This window comes from Roseateles sp. GW821-FHT02E12 (genome assembly GCF_059421665.1).
On sequence record NZ_JBWKVK010000001.1, the window covers coordinates 1,214,399 to 1,239,080 of the forward strand.

The 24,682-nt window shown below is 68.7% G+C and carries 27 protein-coding genes; 10 read left to right on the plus strand and 17 right to left on the minus strand.

What is annotated here, in order from left to right; genetic code table 11:
* The first annotated feature begins 28 nt into the window (after positions 1–28).
* Positions 29–550 (plus strand): CAP domain-containing protein, encoded by a 522-nt coding sequence (locus AC07V5_RS05760; RefSeq protein WP_495114664.1) that lies wholly within the window; start codon positions 29–31, stop codon positions 548–550.
* On the opposite strand, the gene AC07V5_RS05765 is transcribed toward AC07V5_RS05760, so the two are convergent.
* From AC07V5_RS05765 to AC07V5_RS05790, 6 genes are read right to left on the minus strand one after another with little or no spacing between them, the layout of a single operon-like run.
* A complete protein-coding gene (locus AC07V5_RS05765; RefSeq protein WP_495114665.1) occupies positions 522–1,175 on the minus strand; it encodes a response regulator transcription factor in 654 nt (217 codons plus the stop codon). The two genes, AC07V5_RS05760 and AC07V5_RS05765, sit on opposite strands and share 29 nt — an antisense overlap.
* Entirely contained in the window at positions 1,166–2,377 is a 1,212-nt protein-coding gene (locus AC07V5_RS05770) for a sensor histidine kinase (protein WP_495114666.1), read from the minus strand. The genes AC07V5_RS05765 and AC07V5_RS05770 overlap by 10 nt, the downstream gene beginning before the upstream one ends.
* Positions 2,374–3,492 carry a tRNA 2-thiouridine(34) synthase MnmA gene (gene mnmA, locus AC07V5_RS05775; protein ID WP_495114667.1) on the minus strand — a complete coding sequence of 373 codons (1,119 nt, stop codon included), beginning with the start codon at positions 3,490–3,492 and terminating at the stop codon, positions 2,374–2,376. The genes AC07V5_RS05770 and mnmA overlap by 4 nt, the downstream gene beginning before the upstream one ends.
* Positions 3,493–3,517: 25 nt before the next feature.
* Complete coding sequence (locus tag AC07V5_RS05780) at positions 3,518–4,222, minus strand: 2OG-Fe(II) oxygenase (RefSeq protein WP_495114668.1); 705 nt, start codon at positions 4,220–4,222, stop codon at positions 3,518–3,520.
* A gap of 10 nt (positions 4,223–4,232) precedes the next feature.
* A complete protein-coding gene (locus AC07V5_RS05785; RefSeq protein ID WP_495114669.1) occupies positions 4,233–4,988 on the minus strand; it encodes a hypothetical protein in 756 nt (251 codons plus the stop codon).
* A gap of 31 nt (positions 4,989–5,019) precedes the next feature.
* Positions 5,020–5,517, minus strand: coding sequence for an NUDIX hydrolase (locus AC07V5_RS05790; protein ID WP_495114670.1), 498 nt, complete (start codon positions 5,515–5,517; stop codon positions 5,020–5,022).
* 82 nt (positions 5,518–5,599) lie between these two features.
* Here AC07V5_RS05790 and AC07V5_RS05795 point away from each other — a divergent pair, with 82 nt between their 5' ends.
* The 7 genes from AC07V5_RS05795 to AC07V5_RS05825 all read left to right on the plus strand — a co-directional run bounded on the left by AC07V5_RS05795 (position 5,600) and on the right by AC07V5_RS05825 (position 12,822).
* The gene (locus AC07V5_RS05795; protein ID WP_495114671.1) at positions 5,600–6,715 is read left to right on the plus strand and encodes a Re/Si-specific NAD(P)(+) transhydrogenase subunit alpha; all 1,116 of its coding nucleotides are present in this window, start codon (positions 5,600–5,602) and stop codon (positions 6,713–6,715) included.
* A 2-nt stretch (positions 6,716–6,717) separates the two neighbouring features.
* The gene (locus AC07V5_RS05800; RefSeq protein ID WP_495114672.1) at positions 6,718–7,035 is read left to right on the plus strand and encodes an NAD(P) transhydrogenase subunit alpha part 2; all 318 of its coding nucleotides are present in this window, start codon (positions 6,718–6,720) and stop codon (positions 7,033–7,035) included.
* Positions 7,032–8,456 carry an NAD(P)(+) transhydrogenase (Re/Si-specific) subunit beta gene (locus AC07V5_RS05805; protein ID WP_495114673.1) on the plus strand — a complete coding sequence of 475 codons (1,425 nt, stop codon included), beginning with the start codon at positions 7,032–7,034 and terminating at the stop codon, positions 8,454–8,456. Before AC07V5_RS05800 ends, AC07V5_RS05805 begins: the two co-directional genes overlap by 4 nt.
* 113 nt (positions 8,457–8,569) lie before the next feature.
* Positions 8,570–10,243 carry a long-chain-fatty-acid--CoA ligase gene (locus AC07V5_RS05810; RefSeq protein WP_495114674.1) on the plus strand — a complete coding sequence of 558 codons (1,674 nt, stop codon included), beginning with the start codon at positions 8,570–8,572 and terminating at the stop codon, positions 10,241–10,243.
* Between the two features lie 57 nt (positions 10,244–10,300).
* Positions 10,301–10,828, plus strand: a complete 528-nt coding sequence (locus AC07V5_RS05815) for a hypothetical protein (RefSeq protein ID WP_495114675.1) — start codon at positions 10,301–10,303, stop codon at positions 10,826–10,828.
* A 40-nt stretch (positions 10,829–10,868) separates the two neighbouring features.
* Positions 10,869–11,582 carry a 16S rRNA (uracil(1498)-N(3))-methyltransferase gene (locus AC07V5_RS05820; RefSeq protein ID WP_495114677.1) on the plus strand — a complete coding sequence of 238 codons (714 nt, stop codon included), beginning with the start codon at positions 10,869–10,871 and terminating at the stop codon, positions 11,580–11,582.
* Between the two features lie 76 nt (positions 11,583–11,658).
* Positions 11,659–12,822: an MFS transporter gene (locus AC07V5_RS05825; RefSeq protein WP_495114678.1), complete on the plus strand. Its 1,164-nt coding sequence runs from the start codon at positions 11,659–11,661 to the stop codon at positions 12,820–12,822.
* Here the strand turns inward: AC07V5_RS05825 and AC07V5_RS05830 are convergent.
* Both AC07V5_RS05830 and AC07V5_RS05835 read right to left on the minus strand, forming a co-directional pair.
* Positions 12,804–13,316: a hypothetical protein gene (locus tag AC07V5_RS05830; RefSeq protein ID WP_495114679.1), complete on the minus strand. Its 513-nt coding sequence runs from the start codon at positions 13,314–13,316 to the stop codon at positions 12,804–12,806. The two genes, AC07V5_RS05825 and AC07V5_RS05830, sit on opposite strands and share 19 nt — an antisense overlap.
* On the minus strand, positions 13,303–14,571 hold the full coding sequence (locus AC07V5_RS05835; RefSeq protein ID WP_495114680.1) for a THUMP domain-containing class I SAM-dependent RNA methyltransferase: 1,269 nt from the start codon (positions 14,569–14,571) through the stop codon (positions 13,303–13,305). Before AC07V5_RS05835 ends, AC07V5_RS05830 begins: the two co-directional genes overlap by 14 nt.
* 62 nt (positions 14,572–14,633) lie before the next feature.
* Between AC07V5_RS05835 and AC07V5_RS05840 the strand changes: the two genes are divergently transcribed.
* Positions 14,634–15,500, plus strand: coding sequence for an alpha/beta hydrolase (locus AC07V5_RS05840; RefSeq protein WP_495114681.1), 867 nt, complete (start codon positions 14,634–14,636; stop codon positions 15,498–15,500).
* A gap of 35 nt (positions 15,501–15,535) precedes the next feature.
* Here the strand turns inward: AC07V5_RS05840 and AC07V5_RS05845 are convergent, their stop codons facing one another.
* Both AC07V5_RS05845 and AC07V5_RS05850 read right to left on the minus strand, forming a co-directional pair.
* Positions 15,536–16,471 carry an alpha/beta fold hydrolase gene (locus AC07V5_RS05845; protein WP_495114683.1) on the minus strand — a complete coding sequence of 312 codons (936 nt, stop codon included), beginning with the start codon at positions 16,469–16,471 and terminating at the stop codon, positions 15,536–15,538.
* Positions 16,472–16,514: 43 nt separating this feature from the next.
* Positions 16,515–16,871, minus strand: a complete 357-nt coding sequence (locus AC07V5_RS05850; RefSeq protein WP_495114684.1) for a hypothetical protein — start codon at positions 16,869–16,871, stop codon at positions 16,515–16,517.
* 127 nt (positions 16,872–16,998) lie between these two features.
* On the opposite strand from AC07V5_RS05850, the gene AC07V5_RS05855 reads away from it, so the two are divergent.
* Positions 16,999–17,832 carry an AraC family transcriptional regulator gene (locus AC07V5_RS05855; RefSeq protein ID WP_495114685.1) on the plus strand — a complete coding sequence of 278 codons (834 nt, stop codon included), beginning with the start codon at positions 16,999–17,001 and terminating at the stop codon, positions 17,830–17,832.
* Positions 17,833–17,846: 14 nt separating this feature from the next.
* Here the strand turns inward: AC07V5_RS05855 and AC07V5_RS05860 are convergent, their stop codons facing one another.
* The 7 genes from AC07V5_RS05860 to argS form a co-directional block, all read right to left on the minus strand.
* Positions 17,847–19,352, minus strand: coding sequence for an RNA polymerase factor sigma-54 (locus tag AC07V5_RS05860; RefSeq protein ID WP_495114686.1), 1,506 nt, complete (start codon positions 19,350–19,352; stop codon positions 17,847–17,849).
* Between the two features lie 2 nt (positions 19,353–19,354).
* Positions 19,355–20,140, minus strand: coding sequence for an LPS export ABC transporter ATP-binding protein (lptB, locus tag AC07V5_RS05865; RefSeq protein ID WP_495114687.1), 786 nt, complete (start codon positions 20,138–20,140; stop codon positions 19,355–19,357).
* Positions 20,140–20,745, minus strand: a complete 606-nt coding sequence (gene lptA, locus AC07V5_RS05870) for a lipopolysaccharide transport periplasmic protein LptA (protein WP_495114688.1) — start codon at positions 20,743–20,745, stop codon at positions 20,140–20,142. The genes lptB and lptA overlap by 1 nt, the downstream gene beginning before the upstream one ends.
* 82 nt (positions 20,746–20,827) lie before the next feature.
* Positions 20,828–21,472 carry a thiol:disulfide interchange protein DsbA/DsbL gene (locus AC07V5_RS05875; RefSeq protein WP_495114689.1) on the minus strand — a complete coding sequence of 215 codons (645 nt, stop codon included), beginning with the start codon at positions 21,470–21,472 and terminating at the stop codon, positions 20,828–20,830.
* A 73-nt stretch (positions 21,473–21,545) separates the two neighbouring features.
* Positions 21,546–22,208 (minus strand): thiol:disulfide interchange protein DsbA/DsbL, encoded by a 663-nt coding sequence (locus AC07V5_RS05880; protein WP_495114690.1) that lies wholly within the window; start codon positions 22,206–22,208, stop codon positions 21,546–21,548.
* Positions 22,209–22,239: 31 nt separating this feature from the next.
* Positions 22,240–22,914, minus strand: a complete 675-nt coding sequence (locus AC07V5_RS05885; RefSeq protein WP_495114691.1) for an SPOR domain-containing protein — start codon at positions 22,912–22,914, stop codon at positions 22,240–22,242.
* Entirely contained in the window at positions 22,911–24,653 is a 1,743-nt protein-coding gene (argS, locus tag AC07V5_RS05890; protein WP_495114692.1) for an arginine--tRNA ligase, read from the minus strand. The genes AC07V5_RS05885 and argS overlap by 4 nt, the downstream gene beginning before the upstream one ends.
* Positions 24,654–24,682: the final 29 nt, after the last annotated feature.

Consider the following 24,682-nt stretch of genomic DNA (forward strand, 5'->3'; position numbering starts at 1 on the left):
ACCGCGGCTTGGCAACTAGGATGCCGGTATGCGTGCCTGCCTGTCCCTGCTGCTGTTCGCACCGGTGGCTCTGGCCCAACCCGACTGCCAGCCTGCGAGCGACGCAGCGCGGGTGGCACTGAACGCCTTGCGTGCCCAGGCCCAGCAGTGCGGGGAGAGCCTCTGGCCGGCCGCACCCGCGCTGCGCTTCAACTCGCTGCTGGCGGCTTCGGCGCGTCGTTACGCACAGGAGCTTGCCGCGCGCGACCGCGTCGATCACGTGGCCTCGGCCGGCGCGTCCCTACGCGCACGGTTGCGCGACGTGGGCTATGCGATGCGCCTGTCGGGCGAGAACCTGGCCGGTGGCCCCGAGACCCTGGATGAGGCCCTGGCCCAGTGGCTGGCGAGCCCGGCTCACTGTGAGAACCTGATGCTGGCCGACTTCCAGGAGTTCGGCCTGGCTTGCGTGAACGGGCCGGGGCGCTTCCAGCGCTACTGGGTGCTGCATGTTGCAGCCCCGGCCTCGGCGCCCGCTCGGCAGCCTAGATCCAGCCCAGATCAATCGCCCTGAGCACCGCCTGCGTGCGGTCGCGCACGCCCATCTTGGAAAAGATGGCCGAGCAATGGTTCTTGATGACGCCTTCGCTGTTGCCCAGCAGGCCGGCGATCTCGGTGTTGCTGCGGCCGCTGGCCACCAGGCGCAGCACCTGCAGCTCCTTGGGGCTCAATGGATCGGGATGGTCGGCCGCCGTGAAGGCGCGTTCGCCGCCCTTGGCTTCCATGCGCGTGGTGAGGGACGGCCGCAGCGCCGTGCCGCCGGCGTGCACGTCGCGCAGCGCCTGGGCCAGCGTCTCGGGGCTGATGGCCTTGAGCAGGAAGCCGCGGGCACCGGCGCGCACGGCCTCGTCGAAGGCGGCGGTGTCGTCGAAGGTGGTCAGCAGGATGACCGGCAGGCGCAGCGCACGCGCGGCCAGCGCGCGGATCAGGCCGATGCCGTCCAGGCGCGGCATGCGCATGTCGGAGAGGATGACGTCGGGCATATCGTCGGCCGCGGCGGCGGACAGCCACTCCAGCGCCTCGGCGCCATCGCTGGCCTCGCCGACGACCTGCACGTCGCCCTGCAGCGCGAGCAGGCCCTTGAGGCCTTCACGCACCAGTTGCTGGTCCTCGACCAGCAGGATCTTGATCACACCCATCGCGGACATCTCAGCTCGATTCGAAATCCAGGGCTCGTGCGCGTCACGCGCATCTGCCCGCCCAGTTCGGTCATGCGCTCTGCCATGCCCGAGAGGCCATTGCCAGCACGGCCTTCGTGCCAGTTCGGCGCGCCTCGCCCATCATCGTCGATGCTGACGGCGATCTCATCACCCTCGCCGCGCAGTTCAACCTGAACGCGACGCGCGCCGGCGTGGCGCACGCTGTTGGTCACGCCCTCCTGCACGCAGCGCAGCAGCGCGTGGGCCGCACGGGGCCCCAGGTCACGCGCGGCGTCGTCCAGCATCAGCTCGATGCGCATGCTGGCAATGCCTTCGGCCAGCGCCCGCAGTGCAGCGGACAGATCGATGCGCTGCGAACTGCGCTGCTGCGAGACGGCCTCGCGCACGTCCGCCAGCAACTGCGCCGCCACGCTCTCGGCCCGGCCCATCGCCTGGCCGGCGCCGCCGGCATCCTCGCGGGCCAGCAGCGCGCCGCCCAGCTGCAGCTGCAGGTTCAGCGCGGTCAGGTGGTGGCCCATCAGGTCGTGCAGTTCGCGGGCGATCTGCATGCGCTCGCTGTAGCGCATCTGCTCGGCCAGCAGATGCTCGCCGGACATCTGTTCGGCCAGCACCGCCTGCAGCCAGCGGCGCTTCTCGCCCTCGGCGGCAGCCATGCGGCCCAGGCCAAAGGCCAGGCCGTGCAGGGCCAGCATGGAGGACAGCAGGCCGAACTGATCCAGCCAGGCCGCAGCCTGAGGGACGGCGTAGATGCCCGTGTTCAGCAGCACCTGCGCGAAGCCGAAGCCCAGCGCCAGCCGCGCCGGCAGCAGCACGGCAGCGAGCGCCGTGACGAGGAAAGGGAGGCCTGGCGTCACGCCGAAGGCCAGCAGGTCCACGAGCAGCAGCCAGGCCAGGCGGCGGTTCACGGTGACGACGCTGCCGCCCTGGCTGGCCAGGCGCCACATCAGCGCGACGAAGGCCAGCAGCAGGCCCACACACAGCAGCAGCAGGCCGCGGTCGTTCGCGCCACCGCCGCCCGCGCGCCAGACCCAGGCGACCAGGCCGTCGTAGGGTTCGGTGCGGGCGCCCAGCAACGCCGCCCCGGCACTGACGAGCTCCATCGCGCAGACGACCAGGGCTGCCAGCCGCAGCACGACGCCGGGTTCGGCGAGGCGGGCGAGCAGGCGGTCGAACTTCGTCATTCAGTGAGAGCCGCAGCGATCACGCCGCCACCCAGGCACACGTCACCGTCGTAGACCACCGCGCTCTGCCCCGGCGTGACGGCCCATTGCGGGTCGGTGAAGCGCAGCGTCAGGTGGTCGGCTGCGTCGAAGCTGACGTTGCAGGCCGCATCGGCCTGGCGGTAGCGTGTCTTGGCTGCGGCGGTGCGGGTGGCAGGCGAACGGCCGGCGATCCAGCTCAGGTCGTCGGCGACGAGGGCCGGGCTCTGCAGCAGCGGGTGGTCGTGGCCTTGCACAGCGATGAGGGTGTTGCTCGGAATGTCCTTGGCGGCAACGAACCAGGGTTCGTGCTCACCACCTCCGCGTGGGGCGCCCTTGTCCTTCACGCCGCCGATGCCCAGGCCCTGGCGCTGGCCCAGCGTGTAGAAGGACAGGCCCACGTGCTCGCCCAGCTTGCGGCCGCGCTCGTCCTTGATCGGGCCGGGTTGGTGGGACAGGTATTTGTTCAGGAACTCCCGGAACGGCCGCTCCCCGATGAAGCAGATGCCGGTCGAGTCCTTCTTCTTCGCATTCGGCAGCGCGATCTCGGCGGCGATGCGGCGCACCTCGGTCTTGGGCAGGTCACCCACCGGGAACATCGTCTTGCTCAGCTGCGCCTGGCTGAGGCGGTGCAGAAAGTAGCTCTGATCCTTCAGCGGGTCCTGGCCTTTGAGCAGCTGGAACTCGCCATCAAGCTCACGAACTCGCGCGTAATGCCCCGTGGCGATCTTCTCGGCGCCCAGCCGCATCGCATGGTCGAGAAAAGCCTTGAACTTGATCTCGGCATTGCACAGCACGTCCGGGTTGGGCGTGCGGCCGGCCTGGTACTCGCGCAGGAAGCTCTCGAAGACACGGTCCTTGTACTCGGCGGCGAAGTTGACGTGCTCGATCTCGATGCCCAGCACGTCGGCCACGGAGGCGGCGTCCAGGAAGTCCTGCCGCGTCGAGCAGTACTCGTCGTCGTCATCGTCTTCCCAGTTCTTCATGAAGATGCCGATGACCTCATGGCCCTGTTGCTTCAGCAGGTGGGCGGTCACGGCCGAGTCCACGCCGCCGGACAGGCCGACGACGACTCGATGTTTCTTGGCGGAGCTCATGGGGCCGATTGTCCCAAACGCCCCTTCAACCCGGGCCGAACAGGCTTTCCGCGCGCTGGTAGAGCACCCAGGAGGTGGCGATGAACTTGTCGCCGCCCTTGGGCCGGTTGCCGCGGTGGGTGTGCGTGAAGCCACCTGGCGCGATCAAGAGGCTGCCGGTGCGCGGCGCAATCTTGCGGCCCTGGTACAGGAACTCGGTCTCGCCTTCGGCAAAGTCGTCGTTCAGGTAGATCGTCCACAGCACCGCGCGGTGCAAGGCTTCACCCTGGTCGAGCTTGGGGTATTGCTCGCAATGCCAGTAGGGGTAGCCGCCCTGGTCGGCCGTGTAGCGCTGCAGATTGATGGCACCGGGGCGGAAGACCTTGGCGACCAGGCCCATCAGCAGGTCGTCGTTCAGCGCGGCAACACCGTCTGCATCCAGCAGCGTCATGCTGCCGTCGGGCTTTTGCATCTGCAGCTTCAGCGGCGCCAGCGCCAGATGCGCATAGCGGCGCAGGTAGTGCCTGAAGCCGGCGATGACGGCGTTGTTGAGCTGCTCGCAGGCATCGGCCCACTCGGGGTGGCGGCTGATGGCGATGTCCCAGCTGTCCTTCATCGTCACGTCGACGCCGCTGCCGGTCTCGCCGCGCTGCAGGCGGTGGCTGGCCTGGAAGCGCTCGATCAGCGCGCGGCAGGCTTCGGGGCTCAGGGTCTGGTCGTAGACCTCGATGAAATCAGGGGGCTGCGTCATGCCGGCATTTTCAGCCGCCGCCCTGGCGCTTGAGCAGGGCCTGCAGCGTGGACTGGCGCAGGGCCTCGAGCTCGCCGCTGGCCTGCAGGCGCAGCAAAGCGGCGTTGAGCTTCAGGGCCAGCGCCGCGTGGCGGCCGGCCAGCACGTGGTGAACGGGGTGCTCGTCCAGCACGATGTCCAGGCGCTGCAGGCCCGAGATGCCGACGGGCCTCTGGGCGGGGCTGCCGGCCAGTTCGCTGAGGATGGCCACGTCGGCCGCCTCGCTGGCCAGCAGCCGCCACAGCTCGCGCAGGCTGCCGGCCTCGACGCGTTGCACGCCGGCAGGCATCAGCTGTTCGACACGCACGATGCCGCGCAGGTGGGCGACACGCCAGCGCGGCAGGTCGGCCCAGCCCGAAAGCCTGAGAGCCGGGTCGCGCGTGTAGGCGCGCAGCACCGCCTGGCCCAGCGGCGTGGGCACGGCGACAACGCCCGGGTTGGCGTCCAGATAGTCACGCGCCCGGTGCGTGTTGGCATCCACCTCGCCGCTGGCCAGCATCAGGCCCGCGCGGCGGGCCGGCAGGTCGATGAACTGCATGGGCTGGCCGATGTCGGCGTACAGGCGCGTCAGCACCGCTTCGCTGACGCCGATCAGCGGGTTGGTGCTGCGGTCCCAGCTCGCGACCTGCAGCGGCTGCGGCTGGGCAGGCGCTCCCACGACATGGCCCAGCAGCGCCAGGCAGGCGGCCACGCGCTGGCGGTGAAAGCGGGAAGGCGTGTGGGGCATCGTGTGGCGGGGAGGGCGAAAGATTGTGACGCTAGCCCAGCTGCCGCGGCTCGCCCAGCGATGTGTCGGCGTCCACGCTGTCCAAAGGCAGCCGGCGGCCTGCAGCGTGATCCTCGATGCAGCGCAACACCAGCGGGCTGCGGTGGCGCTCCTGGCTGGCTCGGATCTCGTCCAGGCTCAGCCACAGTGTGCGGCGTATGCCTTCGTCCAGCGTGCGCCCGGCAATCTCCTCACCAACCGAGCCGCAGAAGGCCAGCCGCACATAGGTGACATCCTCTAATCGAGCCGGCCGCACGAAGCGGGCCAGGTAGACGCCCAGGAAAGCCTCGGGGCTGAAGGCCCGCGCCGTCTCCTCCAGCGCCTCGCGCACGACGGCCGCTATCGGCGTTTCGCCCAGCTCCAGATGGCCCGCCGGGTTGTTCAGCCTCAGGCCCTCGGGGGTCTCTTCCTCGACCAGCAGATAGCGGCCGGCGCGGGCAATCACGGCGGCGACAGTGACGCTGGGACGAAACCGGGCTGTGGCAGTCATGAAACCTCCTCGCGAATTCCCGCAGTGGGCGGGCACGGGCATTGTGTAAGCTGCCGCGACCCCGTTCCTCGGAGGAGACCCCATGCAGATCGGCGTACCGCGCGAACGCGCGGCCGGAGAGACCCGTGTGGCTGTGACGCCAGAGACGGCCAAGAAGTTGAAGGCTGCCGGCCACACGCTGCGCATTGAATCGGGCGCTGGCATCAGCGCCAGCGTGACCGACGCCGCCTACGAGGCCGTGGGCTGCGAAATCGTCGACCAGGCCGCAGCCCTAGGCAGCGAGCTGGTGCTGAAGGTGCGCGCGCCCGGCGCCGACGAGCTGCCGCTGATGAAGCCCGGCACGGCCCTCGTCGGCATGCTCAATCCCTTCGACCGCGACGGCCTCACGGCCATGGCTGGCGCCGGGCTGACGAGCTTCGCCCTCGAAGCCGCGCCGCGCACGACGCGCGCGCAGAGCATGGACGTGCTGTCCAGCCAAGCCAACATCGCCGGCTACAAGGCCGTCATGATCGCGGCGGACCGCTACCAGCGCTTTTTCCCGATGCTGATGACGGCCGCCGGCACCGTGAAGGCGGCGCGCGTCGTCATCCTCGGCGTGGGTGTGGCGGGCCTGCAGGCCATCGCGACGGCCAAGCGGCTGGGCGCCGTCATCGAGGCCAGCGACGTGCGGCCCTCGGTGAAGGAGCAGGTTGAGTCCCTGGGCGGCAAGTTCATCGACGTGCCCTACGAGACTGCCGAGGAGAAGGAAGCGGCCGAGGGCGTGGGCGGCTACGCGCGCCCGATGCCACAGAGCTGGCTGGACCGGCAGAAGGCCGAGGTTGCCAAGCGCGTAGCGGCGGCCGACATCGTTGTCACGACGGCGCTGATCCCGGGCCGCGCGGCGCCGGTGCTGGTCACCGAGGACATGGTGAAGAGCATGAAGCCCGGCTCGGTCATCGTCGACATCGCGGCCCCTGCCGGCGGCAACTGCCCGCTGACGGAGGCCGGCAAGACGGTCACCAAGCATGGCGTCGTCATCGTCGGCGAGACCAACCTGCCGGCGCTGGTCGCGGCCGATGCGTCGGCGCTGTACGCGCGCAACGTGCTCGATTTCCTGAAGCTCGTCATCACCAAGGAGGGCACGTTCAACGTGCCGCTGGATGACGACATCGTCGCGGCCTGCCGCGTCACGCAAGACGGCCAAGTCACGAGGAACTGACCATGGAAATCGTTGACCACACCATCATCAACCTGATCATCTTCGTGCTGGCCATCTACGTGGGCTACCACGTGGTCTGGACCGTGACGCCCGCGCTGCACACGCCGCTGATGGCCGTCACGAACGCGATCTCGGCCATCGTCATCGTCGGCGCCATGCTGGCGGCGGCGCTGACCGAAACGCCCTTCGCCAAGGGCATGGGCGTGCTGGCCGTCGCGCTGGCCGCGGTCAACATCTTCGGCGGCTTCCTCGTCACGAGGCGGATGCTGGAGATGTTCAAGAAGAAGGAAAAGAAGACCAGCGTGGAGGCCAAGCAATGAGCCTCAATCTCGTCACGCTGCTCTACCTGATCGCGAGCATCTGCTTCATCCAGGCGCTCAAGGGCCTGTCGCATCCGACGACGTCCATCCGCGGCAATCTCTTCGGCATGGTGGGCATGGCCATCGCCGTGCTCACGACGGCGGCGCTCATCGTCAAGCTGGCCGGCCACGGCATGGGCCTGGCCTGGGTGCTGCTGGGCCTGGTGGTCGGCGGTGGCTACGGTGCCTGGCGGGCCAAGACGGTCGAGATGACCAAGATGCCCGAGCTGGTCGCCTTCTTCCACAGCATGATCGGTCTGGCCGCCGTCGCGATCGCGGTTTCAGCGGTTGCGGAGCCCGCAGCCTTCGGCATCGCCGAGGCGGGCGGGCACGCGATTCCCGGCGGCAACCGCATCGAGCTGGCCCTGGGGGCGTTCATCGGCGCCATCACCTTCACTGGTTCGGTCATTGCGTGGGGCAAGCTGTCCGGCGGCAGCAAGTTCCGCCTGTTCCAGGGCGCGCCGGTCACGTTCAAGGGCCAGCATGCGCTGAACGCCGTGCTGGGCCTGGCCTCGGCCTTCTTTGTGTTCGGCTTCTGGCACTCGCAGTCGCCGATCGACTTCGGACTGATCGTGGCGCTGGGCTTCCTGCTGGGCGTGCTGCTGATCATCCCGATCGGCGGCGCCGACATGCCGGTGGTCGTCTCGATGTTGAACAGCTACTCCGGCTGGGCGGCGGCAGGCATCGGCTTCTCGCTGAACAACAGCATGCTGATCATCTCCGGCTCGTTGGTGGGCAGCTCGGGCGCGATCCTGAGCTACATCATGTGCAAGGCGATGAACCGCTCGTTCTTCAACGTCATCCTGGGCGGCTTCGGTGGCGAGGCCGGCACGGCGGCCGTGGGTGACGGCAAGGCCCGCCCGGTCAAGAGCGGCAGCGCCGACGACGCGGCCTTCGTGCTGGGTAATGCCGAGAGCGTCGTCATCGTGCCGGGCTACGGCCTGGCCGTGGCGCGCGCCCAGCACGCCGTGAAGGAACTGGCCGCCAAGCTTACCGAGAAGGGCATCACCGTCAAGTACGCCATCCACCCGGTGGCGGGCCGCATGCCCGGCCACATGAACGTGCTGCTGGCCGAGGCCGAGGTGCCTTACGACCAGGTCTTCGAGATGGAAGACATCAACGGCGAGTTCGGCCAGGTCGACGTGGCCATCATCCTGGGCGCCAACGACGTCGTGAACCCCGCTGCCCACGTGAAGGGCAGCGCCATCTACGGCATGCCCATCCTCGAGGCCTACAAGGCCAAGACCATCATCGTCAACAAGCGCTCGATGGCGGCCGGCTATGCTGGCCTGGACAACGAGCTGTTCTACATGGACAAGACCATGATGGTGTTCGGCGACGCGAAGAAGGTCGTCGAGGACATGCTGAAGGCGGTCGAATAAACAACCGCGGCCTGACTTAGGCGCGGCCCCCTAGGCCGCGCTATCGAATCCCCTGACCCGCCCACTGTCAGCCTTCGGTCAGAATCGGCTCAACAAATAGAAGGAGACAAGGCATGGAGCCGATCTGGCTGAAGCACTACCCGGCCGAGGTGCCGCGTGACATCAACCTGTCGCTGTACCCCAGCCTGGTTGATCTGCTCGACACCTCGTTCAAGAAGAACGCCGCCAAGCCTGCCTATCTGATGATGGGCAAGAGCGTCAGCTTCGCGCAGGTGGACGAGGCCTCGCGCGCGCTGGCCGCCTATCTGCAGAGCCTGGGCCTGGAGAAGGGCGACCGCGTCGCGCTGATGATGCCCAACCTGTTCCAGTACCCAGTGGCCGTGGCCGCCGTGCTGAGAGCGGGTTATGTCGTCGTCAACGTGAACCCGCTGTACACGCCGCGCGAGCTGGAGCATCAGCTCAAGGACTCCGGCGCCAAGGCCATCGTCATCATCGAGAACTTCGCCTCGGTGCTGCAGCAGGTCATCAAGAACGTGCCGACGAAGCACGTCATCCTCGCCGCTATGGGCGACATGCTGGGCTTGGTCAAGGGCAGCATCGTCAACTACGTCGTGCGCAAGGTGAAGAAGATGGTGCCGGCGTTCGATCTGCCCGGCGCCGTGCGCTTCAACGACGCCATCTCCAAGGGCCGCGGGCTGACCTACAAGGCGCCCAAGCTCGGCCCCGAGGACATCGCCGTGCTGCAGTACACCGGCGGCACGACGGGCGTGTCCAAGGGCGCGGTGCTGCTGCATCGCAACCTCGTCGCCAACATCCTGCAAAGCGAAGCATGGTACCAGCCTGCGCTCAAGAAGATTCCGAAGGGCGAACAGGTCGTCACCATCTGCGCGCTGCCGATTTATCACATCTTCGGTTTCAACACGAACATGATGCTGTCCATGCACATGGGCGGCGCCAATGTGTTGATCCCGAACCCACGCGACCTGCCGGCCGTGTTCAAGGAACTGGCCCAACACCGCTTCCACAGCTTCCCGGCCGTCAACACGCTGTTCATGGCGATGGCCAACCATGCCGAGTTCGGCACGGTGGACTGGAGCAAGCTGGTCATCTCCGTGGGTGGCGGCATGGCCGTGCAGCAGGCCACGGCCAAGCTGTGGCTCGAGAAGACGGGCTGCCCCATCGTCGAGGGCTATGGCCTCTCGGAGACCTCGCCGTCGGCTACTTGCAACCCGACCGACAGCACCGCCTACAGCGGCACCATCGGCCTGCCCATGCCGCTGACCGAGCTGCAGCTGCTGGACGACGACGGCAACGAAGTGCCCATGGGCCAGCCCGGCGAGATCGCCATCAAGGGCCCGCAGGTCATGGCCGGCTACTGGCAGCGCCCGGATGAGACGGCCAAGGTCATGACGGCCGACGGCTATTTCCGCACCGGCGACATCGGCACCGTCGACGAACGCGGTTATTTCAAGATCGTCGACCGCAAGAAGGACATGATCCTCGTCAGCGGGTTCAACGTGTATCCGAACGAGGTCGAGGATGTGCTCACGCAGATGCCCGGCATCCTCGAATGCGCCGCCGTGGGCGTGCCGGACGCCAAGGCTGGCGAGGCCGTGAAGGTCGTCATCGTGAAGAAAGACCCGAATGTCAGCGAGGCCGACGTGCGGGCCTATTGCGAGGCCAACCTGACGGGCTACAAACGGCCCAAGATTGTTGAGTTCCGCACCGAGCTGCCCAAGACGCCCGTGGGCAAAATCCTGCGCAGGGAATTGCGGGACAAGAGCTGAAGCTTCCCCCCGATGGCCTGCGGCCGGTGATCCCGTCCGTGGGCGAGGTCTGACAACGTGCTCGACCAGCTGCATTCCAAAACTGACGCCGGCCGCGCGGAAATCCGCGCGCGCACCCTCCCGCTGTCCCGCACCGCGCGCAATCTGCTGCTCGTGCTGGATGCCAGCAAGGCGGCGGGTGATTGGGTGCGCATGGTCACCGGGGCGACCGAGGCCGATCTCGAAACCTTGCGCCAGCACGGGCTGATCGCGCCGCAGAATGCGGGCGGCCAGCCGCTGGCGCCCCAGCCCGCACCGGCGCCGGCAGCTGCTCCCGCGGCGCCCGTCGCCGCGCCCGCATCGGGCAGCCCGGCCATTGCCGGCGGTTCACCGCTGCTGGACCGTGCCGCCCTGTACACCTATCTGAGCGGCGAGGCGACCAAGCTGCTCGGCCCCTTCAAGGGCTACGCCTTCGCGCTGGAAGTCGAGCGCGCCGACAGCCTGGGGGCACTCCAGGCGCTGGCGCTGCAGCTCGTCGAGCGCGTGCAGAAGGCCAAGGGCGACGCTGCCGCCGCCGCCGTGCGCGACGCACTCGGCCTGCGCTGATCTGGGACACTGGCGGGCCATCAGCCCAGCCCGTTCCGCCTTGCCCCGCTTCTTTGTCGATCAGCCCCTCGCCGCCACCGATGGCGACATCGCCCTGCCACCCGGTGCGGCGCGCCACGTCCAGGTGCTGCGTCTGCAGCCGGGCGACGCGCTGACCTTGTTCGACGGCAGCGGCCCTGAATGGCGGGCCGAGGTCACGGCCATGGGCCGCAGCGAGGTGCGCGTCAAGCTGATCCAGGCCGAGCAGCCGCAGCGCGAACTGGCCCGTGCGGTGACGCTGGCCGTCGTCATGCCGGCCAATGACCGCATGGACTTCATCGTCGAGAAGGCCACGGAGCTCGGCGCTGCGGCGCTGCAGCCGCTCGTGTCCGATCGCTCGGTACTGCGCCTGTCCGGCGAGCGCGCCGACAAGAAGCGCGCGCATTGGCAGGGCGTGGCCATCGCCGCGGCCGAGCAGAGCGGGCGCACCGTGCCGATGCGCGTCGAACCCGTCATGCCTTTGGCGGCCTGGCTTGCCGCGCTTCCACAACGCGACGACGAATGGCGTGGCCTGCTGAGCCCGCGTGCCGCCGTACCGCTGAGCAACTTTCCGCAGCAGCGCGCCCTCTTTCTCAGCGGCCCCGAAGGCGGCTTGGGTGATGCCGAAGAAGACGCCGCCCGCGCCCGCGGATTTGCTGCCGTCACCCTCGGCCCGCGCATCCTGCGCGCCGACACGGCACCGCTGGCCGTCCTGTCCTGGCTCGCTTTGACATGAGGCCCCCACGCGCGCATTCGCGCGCTGCCCCCCAAGGGAGTGCTCCAGCGCCTTCGGGCGGCCGGGCGGTGCTGGCGTGAACCGTAAGCTGGCTCTTCTCGTCCTCGCCCAGGGCCTCTTCCTCACCAACAACATCTGCTTCATGGCCATCAATGGCCTCGTGGGGCTGTCGCTGGCGCCGCGGCCGTGGATGGCGACGCTGCCGATCTGCGCCTATGTGACCGGGGGCGCGCTGATGGCGCGCATGGTCGGCCGCCACCAGCTGCGCTTCGGGCGCCGGCGTGGCTTTCAGATTGGGTTGTGCGTCGCCCTCGTCAGCTGTGCGATGTCGCTGTGGAGCGTGCTGAACCAGCAGTTCTGGGGCGTGGTCTTGGCGACGCTGATCGCCGGCTACTACACGGCCAACGCCGCGCTCTACCGCTTTGCGGCGACCGAACTCGTCGCGCCGGCCAAGCGCGAGGCCGCGATCTCCTGGGTACTGGGCGGCGGCTGCCTGGGTGCCATCCTCGGGCCCTGGCTGGCCGGGGCGAGCAAGAACCTGCTCGTGGCGCCTTTTGCGGGTGCCTATCTGCTGCTGATGGGCGTCGCGCTGACCGGCCTGGTGCTGATCTCGTTGATCGACTTCCCGGCGCTCGCCCAGCCCGCGCCTGGCGCCGGCGGCCGCAGCAGCGCCGAGCTGGCGCGGCAACCGGTCTTCCTGGTGGCGCTGGCGGCGAGTGCGCTGGGTTACGGCGTCATGAACCTGCTGATGGCGGCCACGCCGATCGCGATGGGCCAGTGCGGCCTGCCGTTCTCGGATGCCGGCATGGTGCTGCAGTGGCATGTGCTCGGCATGTTCGTGCCGAGCTTCTTCACCGGGGCGCTGATCAAGCGCGTGGGGGTTCTCCCCGTCATGTGGGCCGGCGTGGCGCTCAATCTGGGCTGCGTCGCCTTCGCGTTGTCAGGGCAGGATCTGCACCACTTCCTCGGCGCGTTGCTGCTGCTCGGCGTGGGCTGGAACTTCCTCTACATCGGCGGCACGACGCTGTTCACGCAGGCCTATCGCCCGGAAGAGAAGACGCGTGCGCAAGGCCTGCTGGACACCGGCGTCTACGCAACGATGACGCTGACCTCGTTCTCATCCGGCGCGCTGGTGACGACGGGTGGCTGGCAATGGATGAACTGGGCCAGCCTCGTGCCCATCGCGCTGTGCGCGGCGGCTCTTGCCGGTCTGGCGCTTTATCAGCGACGGTCGTGCTGAACGTACTCGGCGGCCATCTGCTGGCCGACCAGCTCAGGCTTCAGGCGTAGCAGCGCCTTCAGGTCCAGGTCGCGCTGCGTCACGAACAGCGGCGTCCCGATGCGCAGGCCAACGATGGCGCCGCCGTCGCCAAGCGTCGGCAGCAGCGGGTACACGCGCAGGCGCAGCACCAGCGTGTCCTGCTCGTCGGCAAATGCGGCGGTCTCCACGAGGGTGGCGCAGTTCAGGCGGTCGGCCTCCCGCAGCAGCGCGATGCCGGCGGCCTCGGGGTCGATCTGCACGGCAGACGCCGTCATCGGGATGACGCGCCGGCCATCGGCATCCAGCGCGTTGGCCACGGCGGCGTTGAAGCGCTGATTCAGCCCGTCCCAGTCTGGGCCGCCCTTCATGGGTGGGTTGCGGCCCTGGCCGAAGACCAGCGTGCAGGGTTCAGCCTGCACGGCGACGGCCGTGAGCGCCAGTGCCGTCGCGGCAATCAGCTCACGCAGGCGCATCGCCTTCGGTCGGCTTGCGCGCCGAGCCCTTCACGAGGTCGAAGCGGAACAGGCGGCATTCGATGGGGCCGTTCCACATCGGCACGCGGCGCGACTCCTTCAGCCGCATCTTGTTGGGCAGCTTCATGTCGGGGCTCAGCATCCAGGCCGTCCAGCCGGCCGGGTTGCCGGTGTACTGGCGCTTCCAGTGGGAGGCCAAGCGCGGGAAGAAGTCGTCGCCGGCGTCCAGTTCTTCGGAACCCTGCGCGTCCCGGGACATGGCCGCCTTGCCGCGCACCTCGATGCGCTCGCCGTACGGCGGGTTCATCAGGATGCTGCCGGCCATGCCTTCCGGCAACTGGGGCGCGGGCCGCTCCAGCGCGTCGCCGCCGTTGAACTGGATGTAGGCGGCCACGCCCGCGCGCTCGGCGTTGCGGCGCGCGAAGTCGACCATGCGGAAGGCCACGTCGCTGGCGTAAATCGGCACGGCCGGCGCGTGGATGCGCGCGCGGGCGGCCTGCGTCAACGCCGCCCAGGTCGTCTTCATCGCGGGCGTCGAGAACGGGATCTGGCGCTCGAAGGCGAAGCGGCGCGTGAGGCCGGGTGCGGAGTCGCAGGCGATCAGCGCCGCCTCGATGGGAATGGTGCCGGAGCCGCAGCAGGGGTCGTGCAGGGCGCTCTCACCGCGCCAGCCGGCGGCGGCCAGCATCGCGGCGGCCAGCGTCTCCTTCAGCGGTGCGTCGCCCTTGTCGATGCGCCAGCCGCGCTTGAACAGCGGCTCGCCCGAGGTGTCCACGTACAGCGCCGCGCGCTCGGGGCCGACGTGCAGCAGCACGGGCAGGTCGGGCGAATGCGTGTCCACGCTGGGGCGCTCGCCGGTCTGCTCGCGCAGCTGGTCGCAGATCGCGTCCTTGATGCGCAGCGTCGTGAAGTTCAGGCTCTTCAGCGGTGAGCGCTGCGCGATGGTGTCGATGCGGATGGTGTGCCGGGGCGTGATCCAGTCGCTCCAGTCGACGCGACCGGCGAGCACGTAGAGATCGTCCTCGTGGCGGTAGGGGCCTTCGATCAGCTCGATGAGCACGCGCTGCGCGAGGCGGCTCTCCAGGTTGATCTGCATCGCGTCTTCAAGGCTGCCGACCAGGCCGCAACCGCCACGCAGAGGTTCCACCTTGCTGCGCACGCCGGGCGGCAGGAAGCGTTTCAGCTCTTCCTCGAGCAGCGGCTCGACGCCACCGGCACAGGACACGAACAGGGAAAGTTTGTTGGGCAGGCTCACGAGCGTATTGTCGCCGCCCTCTAAACTGACAGCGTTGCCATCCTCCGCGTGCGCCGCCTGCCATGAAGCGATTCGTCCTGACCCTCGCCTTCCTGTTCACTGCGTTCCAGGCGCAAGCGCAGAGCCCGCCGAGCTACCCGCCGCACGCGGTTCCGAACACGCAGCTGCGCGCCCTGCCCAAGAACGCCGATGGCCGCAGCTATCAGCTGCACGTCCACCTGCCGGCGTCCTTCGCCAAGGACCCCAAGCGCCGCTACCCGGTGCTCTACGTGACCGACGGCTACTGGGATTTCTCGACAGTCGTCAGCTCCTACAGCAACTTGAACTACGACAAGGTGGTGCCGGAGTTCATCATCGTGGGCTTGGGCTATGCGGGCGACAACCTCGACTACGGCGACCTGCGCGGCTGGGAGCTGTCGCCGGTGCGCCTGGGGCCGCTGGCCTTCGGCACCGGCAACGCCGACAAATTCATCGCGTCGCTGGAGAAGGACATCTTCCCGCTCGTGGAGCGCGACTACCGCGCCGACCCGGCCCAGCGCTACGTGGCCGGCAGCTCGCTGGGCGGTCTGTTCGTGCTGCACGCGATGTATGCCAAGCCCGATCTCTTCAAGGGCTATATCGCGGCCAGCCCGGCGGTGGTGGTGGGGGGTGACTGGATCATCGGCCAGGCCAAGGCCTATGCCGCCACCGGCAAGCCCATCAAGGCACGGCTTTATGTGACAGGTGCGGAGTACGAGTGGCCCGGCTTCCTGGCCGGCATCAAGCGCTACCAGGCGCTGCTGCCGGAGCTGAAGCATCCGGGGCTGGTGTTCCAGAACCGCACCATCGACGGCGAGCGGCATGCGGGGACCAAGGCGGAGAGCTACACGCGGGGGATGCGGTTCGTCTTCGAGCCGCTGGCGCCGGAGACTGGGCCTTCCAAGGACTGAATGCCGCCGGGTTCAGTCCGGCGGCATCGTCTTGCTTACTGGCGCACGAAGTCCAGCAGGTCCTGGTTGAGGCGGTCCTTGTGCGTGTCGGTGATGCCGTGCGGGCCGCCGGCGTACTCGATCAGGCGGGCACCCTTGACCAGCTTGGCTGTCGCGCGGCCGGTGGTCTCGATGGGCACGATCTGGTCGTCCGCGCCATGGATGACCAGCGTCGGGATGGTGAACTTCTTCAGGTCCTCGCGGAAGTCGGAATGGAAGAAGGCCTCGATGCTGTCGTAGGTGGCTTTGCTGCCGGCCTGCATGCCTTGCACATAGAAGCTGTCCGCCTGCCCCGCTGACGGCTTGGCGCCCGGGCGGTTGAAGCCGAAGAAGGGGCCGCCGGCGATGTCCTTGTAGAGCTGGGCGCGGTTGTCCAGCGAGGCCTTGCGCAGGCTGTCGAACACGGCTTCGGGCACGCCGTTGGGGTTGGTGGGGCTCGCGCCCAGGATGGGCGTCACGGCGCTCACCAGCACGGCCTTGGCGACGCGCGCCGTGCCATGGCGGCCGATGTAGCGGGCCACCTCGCCCCCGCCGGTGGAGAAGCCCACCAGCGTGGCGCGCTTCACGTCCAGGGTGCGCAGCACGGCGTCGAGGTCGTCGGCGTACTGGTCCATGGTGTTGCCGGCCCAGGGCTGGCCCGAGCGGCCGTGGCCGCGGCGGTCATGGGCGATGACGCGAAAGCCGCGCTCGGCCAGGAACTGCATCTGCGATTCCCAGCTGTCGGCGTTCAGCGGCCAGCCGTGGCTGAAGACGACGACCGGGCCGGTCTTGGGGCCCCAGTCCTTGACGTAGAGAGGCGTGCCGTCGGCGGCGGCCACGTACTGGCTGGCCACCGCGGCGGCGGCTGTCGGGGCGGCGATGGCCTGGGTCTGGACGGCGAATCCACCGATGGCAATGGTGGCGGCGAGGGCGAGGCGGGTGAAGGCGTTCATGGTGGGGCTCCGAGGGTGATGGGGTGCGATGGCGTGGCGGCGATCAGGCCTTGGCCGGGGCGCGGACGGTCTCGCCGCGGCGTGCGGCGTACTCGGCCACCAGGGCGGCATAGCGCTCGCCTTGGCGCAGCGCGGCATAGCGCGCGCGGGCGGCCTGCAGTTCGGCGGGGTTGTGGCCGGTCTCGGCGGCCGTGCGCTCGGCGGCAGCCAGGCCGGACTCCTGGTAGATCTTCAGGTCGGCCAGCACCTCGGCGCGCGACACGGTGGACTGCACGCTGACGCCCTGGCCCGACTCGGGGTCGGTCACATAGGACTGGGCCTGGGCCGAGGCGCCGACGAACACGGCGGCGCCGGTCAGCAGTTGCAGCAGGGCACGGTTGAAAGCGGGTTGGCGGGTCATGGTGGGCTCCTGGGGGGCGTCGTTGAGGGTGGGGGTTCGAGTGGTCTTGCGACAGAACGAACTGTGCCGACGATGCGCGTACCTGAAATGCCATAAAGTACTTTTAACTTTGCATTCCGTACTGACCATGGCCGACCGACTTGCCGCCCTGTTCACGCACTTCGCCGTGCGCGCCGAGACCTTCCAGACCGGGCCGCTGTGCGGCGTCAACAGCCTGGAGCCCCAGGCGGGGCGCGGGCAGTTGCACCTGATCCGCGAGGGCGGCGTGGAGGTGCACCACGGCACGCCCGAGCCGCTGCGCATCGCCGAGCCCAGCCTGCTGCTCTACCCCCGCCCGCTGGCGCACCGCTTCGTGACGGACCCGAGCTGCGGCGCGCAGTTCCTGTGTGCCCACATGGCCTTCGAGGGCGGCGCCAGCCACCCCATCGCAGCGGCGCTGCCGCCGTGGGTCTGCCTGCCGCTGGCCTCGGTGCCTGGCTGTGCGCCAGTGCTGGAGCAACTATTTGCGGAGGCTGAGGCCACCCACTGCGGTCGCCAGCTGATGCTGGACCGGCTCTTCGAGGTGCTGCTGATCTGGGTGCTGCGCGAGCTGATGACGCAGGGTCAGGTGGAATCCGGCATGCTGGCCGGGCTGTCTCATCCCAAGCTGCGCAGCGCCCTCGTGGCCCTGCACGAGGCGCCGCAACGCGAGTGGCCGCTGGAAGAGCTGGCGGCGGCGGCGGGCATGTCACGCACCGTGTTCGCCAACACCTTCCGCGACGTGGTGGGCTGCACGCCGGGCGTCTACCTGCAGCGCTGGCGCATCGGCCTGGCGCAGAAGGGGCTGCGCGAGGGCCGGGCCCTCAAGCACATCGCGGCGGATGTGGGCTACGGCGGCGAGGCTGCGTTGTCACGCGCCTTCCGCGCCCACACGGGGCAGTCGCCGCGGGAGTGGCGCAAGGAGGCCATGCCGCAGGGCTGAAGCCGCAGCGGCGCCTAGAGCGCCTTGCGCAAATTCGCCGGCGCGATCTTCATCGCTTCGCGGTACTTGGCCACCGTGCGCCGCGCGCACTGGATGCCTTGCTCTTCCAGCATCGCCGCCAGCGCGCTGTCGGACAGCGGCTTCTTGATGTCCTCGGCCGCGACGAACTGCTTGATCAGCGCGCGCACGGCCGTACTGGAGGCCTCGCCGCCGGCTTCCGTCGACAGCCCCGAGCCGAAGAAATACTTCAGCTCGAAGGTGCCCCAGCTCGTGGCCATGTACTTGGCCGTCGTCACGCGCGAGATGGTGGATTCGTGCAGGCCCAGTTCGTCGGCGATCTCGCGCAGCACCAGTGGCTTCATGGCCAGTGCGCCATGCGTGAAGAAGCCGCGCTGGCGCTCGACGATGGCCGTGCTGACGCGCAGGATGGTGTCGAAGCGCTGCTGGATGTTCTTGATGAACCAGCGCGCCTCCTGCAACTGCCCACCCAGCGGCGAGTTGCTGATGCCACCGCGCGTGGCGCGCAGCGCGTTGGCGTAGAGATCGTTGATGCGCAGCTTGGGCGCCACCTCGGGGTTGAGCATGACGCGGAACTCGCGGCCCACCTTGCGCACGATGACGTCGGGCACGATGGCCGCGGCGGCGCCCTGCGCGAAGCGGCGGCCGGGCTTGGGTTCGAGCTTGGTGATCAGCCCTTGCGCCTCGCGCAGCAGCGTCTCGTCGGCACCGGTCTCGGCCATCAGCCGGCGCATGTCGCGGCGGGCCAGCAGTTCGAGATGACCCTTGCAGATCACGACGGCGAGGGCCTGGGCCGGGCAGGGGCGTGACGCGCGCAGCTGCAGCACCAGGCATTCGGACAGGTTGCGCGCGCCGATGCCAGCGGGCTCCAGGCTCTGCAGCAGGTGCAGCCCGATGCGCAGGCGGTCCAGCAGCTCCTCGCGCATCTCGTCGTCCTCGGTCAGGGCCGCGGCGATCTCTTCCAGCGGGTCTTCGAGGTAGCCGTTTTCGTTCAGGGATTCGATGAGAACCTGGATGACGGCGCGGTCCTCGGCCGACAGGTAGTGGCCCGCCAGCTGCTGGGCAAGGTGCTCGGCCAGGGTCAGTTCGGCCGACTCCTGGCTCTCGCGCTCGCCGTCGTCCTCGCCGCTGCCGCTGCCACTGCTGGAGGGCAGCTCGCGGATGCCGTCGAAGTCGTCACGCTCGGTGCCGTTCTCCCAGTCCTCGCGCTCGGTGCCGCCGAAGTCCTCGGCGCTCAGTTCGGGCGCCTCGGCGACCTCACCGCTGCTTTCCGATTCACCCGCAGAAGCCTCGGTGCCACTCTCGGCCGGCGCATTCGAGGCCAGCTCGGGCGTGCTGACGGAGAACTCTTCCTCCGTGTCGAGCAGCGGGTTGCTGGCCAGCATCTGCTCGACTTCCTGGTGCAGCTCCAGCGTCGACAGCTGCAGCAGGCGAATGGATTGCTGAAGCTGGGGCGTCAGCGCAAGGTGCTGACTGAGGCGGACCTGAAGCGTTTGCTTCATGGTCACATGCGGAAGTGTTCGCCGAGATAGACCTTGCGCACGTCGGCGTTGGCCACGATCTCGTCGGGCGTACCTTCAGCGAGCACGGCGCCCTCGCTGATGATGTAGGCGCGGTCGCAAATCCCCAGGGTCTCGCGCACGTTGTGATCGGTGATCAGCACGCCGATGCTGCGGCTCTTCAGGAAGCCGATGATGCGCTGGATCTCCAGCACCGCGATGGGGTCCACGCCGGCAAACGGCTCGTCCAGCAGGATGAAGCGCGGCTGTGTGGCCAGCGCCCGGGCGATCTCGACGCGGCGGCGCTCGCCGCCCGACAGCGCCGGCGCCGGGCTGTCGCGCAGGCCTTCGATGGAGAGGTCGTGCAGCAGGCCATTCAGCAGCTCGTCGATGCGGCCCTTGGACAGCGCCTTGCCGCGATCGTCCTGCTGCAGCTCCAGCACGGCGCGGATGTTCTGCTCGACAGTCAGCTTGCGGAAGATGGACGCTTCCTGCGGCAGGTAGCTCAGGCCCAGGCGTGCACGCGAATGGATGGGCAGGCGCTGCACCTCGGCACCGTCGATGCGGATGATGCCGGCGTCCGAGCGGACGAGGCCGACGATCATGTAGAAGCTGGTCGTCTTGCCGGCGCCGTTGGGGCCCAGCAGGCCGACGACCTCGCCGCAGTCGACGCGCAAATGCACGTTCTTGACGACCTTGCGCACGCCGTAGCTCTTGGCCAGGCCCTCGGCTTCGAGCCGGCTGCCGCAGGCGGGCGTCGCCCCCGTGGGGTTGACGGACGCGTCTGCCATCACGAAGGCTTGCCCGGCTGCAGCGTCGTCGACGGCTTCAGCGGCAGGGGCGCTGCCGGCGCGGAGGCCGCTTCGTCGCCCGGCTGCAGGCGCGGCATCATGACGATGCGGGTGCGGCCGTTGGGGTTGGGCGACGCACTGCCACCCTCCAGCGTGAAGACCTCGGTGCGGCTGTCATAGACGATGACCGCGCCCGTCACTTCCTCGGCCACGGCCGTGCCGCGCAGGCGGCGCACGGTGGCGTTGCCGATGAAGCGCACGGTCTCGGTCTTGGTGTCGTATTCGAGCTGGTCGGCCACGCCGTCAACGGCCTCGCCGGGCAGGTCGCGCGCCTGGCGGAAGCTGACCGGCTGGCCGGCGACGCCGCTGGCATAGGCCTGGTGGTAGCCGTCGCGGGTTTCGCGCACGTCCACCTTCTCGGCTTTCAGCAGCAGGCTGCCCTTGGTGATGATGACGTTACCCAGCAGCTCGGTGCGCTGGTTCACGCCGTCCAGCCGACCCTGCTTCTCGGCCGTGAAGATCATGGGCTTGAGCCGGTCGGCCTTCTCTGCCTGGGCGGCAGGGAGGGCGAGCACGAGAGCGAGCGGGATCAGGAGGCGTTGCATGGCGGCACGGAAGTTGCAGGCCATTCTAGGGGCCTGCTGCCGTCATCAGCCTTTCCTTCGCGGCAAGTGCGTCAGCAAAAGCTCATGAAGTTTTGCCGCTGCGCGCCTGTTTGATGAGGAAGTCCGCCACGGCCAGCGCCTGCTGGCCTTGAGCGGCCTCGCTCTGCCCCGGCGTGCCGCCCATGCCTGGGCCGGTGCGCCAGCGCCCCGCCACGACCAGGGCGGGCACGGTGTCCGCGCCGCTGAGCTCGGCCAGCTTCATGCCCTGGCTCACCTTGGTCTGCACGCCGAAGGAACCGAGGGCCAGCTTGAACTTGGCGGTGTCCACGCCCAGCTTGCCGACGAGGGCGACGACCGCCGCCTCGTCATTGGCCTCGACACCGGCGCGGTGGAAGGCGTTGAAGATGCCGGCATGCACGGCCGGCGTCAGTGCTGCCATAGCTTCGAGCGCGTAGAACATGCGCTGGTGCAGCTTCAGCACCGCTTGGGCACCCACCGGCACGCGTCGGAAGCTCACGTCAGCCGGCAACTGGTGCACCCACGCCTCGATCAAGGGATCAAGGGCGTAGCAGTAGAAAAACTCGATGACCTCGATCTTGCCGGGCGTGCCTGGCAGCGACTGGCCCAGGCGCGCGTAGTGCCTGCCTTCGACCGGGCCGCCCTGCGCCCAGACAGCGGGTGCCAGAGCAGCCGTCGTCAGCGCAAGGGTGGCGTCGCGGCGCCTCATGTGTGCACCCTTCGGCCTGCGGCCTGTCTCGCCAAGCGGGAGCGAGCTTGCTTGGGACGGCCCGGCGCGGCGCTCATGCCTTATTACGTGCGCGCTGGATCAGGAAGTCAGTGATCTGCAGGGCGCGCTGGCCCAGTTCCAGCTCGGACACGCGCTGGCCGGCGCCGGCCTGGCCGGGCGAGGTCAGGAAGCGGCCGCCGATGCCGATGCTGGGCACGCCGTCGATGCGGTAGGCCTCGGACAGCTTCTCGGCCTGGGTGCATTTGGTCTGCACGCCGAAGGAGTTGTAGGTCTCCTGGTACTTGGCCGGATCAACGCCCAGGGGGGCGAGGAACTTGGCCTGGCTCTTGGCGTCGTCCAGCGCCTGGCCCTGCTGGTGCATGGCGTTGAAGATGGCGGGCCGGGTGGCGGCTTCCTTGCCCAAGGCTTCCAGCGTGTAGAACATGCGCTGGTGGATCTTGACGTTGGCGCGGAAGGCCACGTGCACCTTGCGGAAGGCGATGTCGGCCGGCAGCTGCTTGGCCCAGGCCTCGATGGCGGGCTCGAAGGCAAAGCAGTGCGGGCAGCCGTACCAGAAGAACTCGACCACCTCGATCTTGCCCGGCGTGGTTGCCAGCGGCGGGTTCAGCACCATGTAGTGGCGGCCCTCGACGGGGCCACCCTGGGCGAGGGCGGTGCCGGCGGCGCCAGCGAGAGGGGTGGTGGCGAGCAGGGCGGAGAAATCGCGGCGCTTCATGGCGTCAGGCTTCCTTAGATATCAGACGTGATCAACGTTGTACACGAACGAGGTTGGCCTCGAAGCCAGCCCCCTCAATCTTGCGCTGCAGGCCTTCGGCCTCGTCGCGCGAGTCCATGGGCCCGAGGCGCACGCGGAAGACGGTGCGGCCGTTCTGCTCGCGCTCCATGACCTTGGCCGTGAAGCCCTGGATGGCCAGCTTGGCCTTCTGGCTCTCGGCCTCTTCGGGGCGGGTGAAGGCACCGGCCTGCACGAAGTAGACGTAGGCCTCGGCGCCGGCGGTGGCCGCGGGTGGTGCCGGCGTGGCGGCGGGCGCTTCGGTCTTGGCGGCCGGCTGCTTGGGCTGGGCCGGCGGCAGCGTCGCGGTGGCCGCGGCGCTCGCCGTTGCGGCAGCGGCGCTGGCCGTGGTGCTCGGCGGCGGCGGGGCGGTCAAGGCCGGGGCGTTGACAACACCGCTCGCGCTGCGCGCGGCGGCCTTGCCGGCCAGCGGCGCGTTCGGGTCCCAGTTGCGGTTGCGCTCGGCTTCCTGCGCGTCCTGCTCGGCGGTGCGCTGGGGCACCTTGTTCACGAAGGGAATGGGCACCTTGGTGATGTACAGGGCCACGCCCAGCGCAACGGCCAGGCCGACCAGCAGGCCGACGATGAGGCCGAGGACGAAGCCGCCTTTCTGGTTCTTGTGGCCGGCGGGTTTGGAGGCAGCAGTCATTCGTTCTCCGGGGTTTCCGAATGGGTTTCAGCAGTGTCGCGGTTCATCTGTTCAGGCGCGCTGACGCCCAGCATGCCCAGGGCATTGGCCAGCACCTGGCGCGTGGCGGCCAGCAGCGCCACGCGGGCGCGGCTGAGCTCGGGAGCCTGGTCCATCACGCGCTCGGCGCCGTAGTAGGAGTGATAGGCACCGGCCAGGTCGCGGGCGTAGAAGGCCACGTCGTGCGGCGCGATGCCGGCGGCGGCGCCAGCCAGCATGTCGGGGTAGGCGGCGAGCTTGAGCATCAGCGCCTCTTCGGTCGGTGCGGTCAGCAGGCTGAGGTCGGCGCCGGCGATGGTCGACACGTCGCCGCCCCACTTGCGGATCACCGAGCAGATGCGGGCATGCGCGTACTGCACGTAGAACACCGGGTTCTCGTCGTTGGCCTTCAGCGCCAGGTCGATGTCGAAGATGAACTCGGTGTCGGCCTTGCGGCTGATCAGGAAGAAGCGCACCGCGTCGCGGCTGGTCCAGTCGATCAGGTCGCGCAGCGTCACATAGCTGCCGGCGCGCTTGGAGATCTTGACCTCCTCGCCGCCCTTCATCACCGTGACCATCTTGTGCAGCACATAGTCCGGGAAGCCCTGCGGGATGCCCAGGTTCTGCGCCTGCAGGCCGCCGCGCACACGGGCGATGGTGCCGTGGTGGTCGGTGCCCTGGATGTTGATGCACTGCGTGTAGCCACGCTCGAACTTGTTGACGTGATAGGCCACGTCCGGCACGAAGTAGGTGAAACCGCCCTCGGACTTGCGCATCACGCGGTCCTTGTCGTCACCGTAGTCGGTGGAGCGGAACCACAGCGCGCCGCCTTCCTCGTAGGTCTTGCCGCTGGCGACGATGCGCTCGACCGCCTTCTCCAGCTGGCCGCCCGCGTAGACGCTGGTCTCCAGGAAGTAGTTGTCGAACTTCAGACCGAAGGCCTGCAGGTCCAGATCCTGCTCGTGGCGCAGATAGGCCACGGCGAACTGGCGGATGCTGTCCAGGTCGTCGATGTCGCCCGAGGCCGTGAACTCGCGGTCGTCGGCCTTGACGGTTTCCTTCTTCAGGAAGGCATCGGCGATGTCCTGGATGTAGTCGCCGTTGTAGAACTTCTTGCTCTCCGGGTTGTCCGGATCGGTCGGCCAGACGGCGTCGCCGGGCTTGAAGCCCTTCAGGCGCATCTGCGTGGACTTGGCCAGCGTGGCGATCTGCACGCCGGCGTCGTTGTAATAGAACTCGCGGGTCACGTCGTGGCCCTGGCTCTGGAAGACCGAGCACAGCGAATCGCCCAGGGCGGCCTGGCGGGCATGGCCCACGTGCAGCGGGCCGGTCGGGTTGGCCGACACGAACTCGATCATCACGTGCTTGCCCGTGGCTGGGCGGTGGCCGAACTTGGTGCCGGCGGCCAGCACCTCGCCGACGACGGCCTGCTTGGCCTCGGGCTTCAGGCGGATGTTGATGAAGCCGGGGCCGGCGATTTCCAGCGCCTGCACCCAGGTCTGGAAAGCGGGCTTGGCTTCGAGGGCGGCGATCAGGCGGGTGGCCAGCTCGCGCGGGTTGGCCTTCAGCGGCTTGGCCAGCTGCATGGCGGCCGTGCAGGCGAAGTCGCCATGGGCGGCCTGCTTGGGGGATTCGAAGGCCACGGCGGCGTTGGAGCCGGGGGCGATTTCCTGGAGAGAGTCGGCGAGTGCGGCGAGCAGCGCCTGCTTGGCTTGGATCATGGGGGCGATTTTAGGAGGCGGGCCTCGTC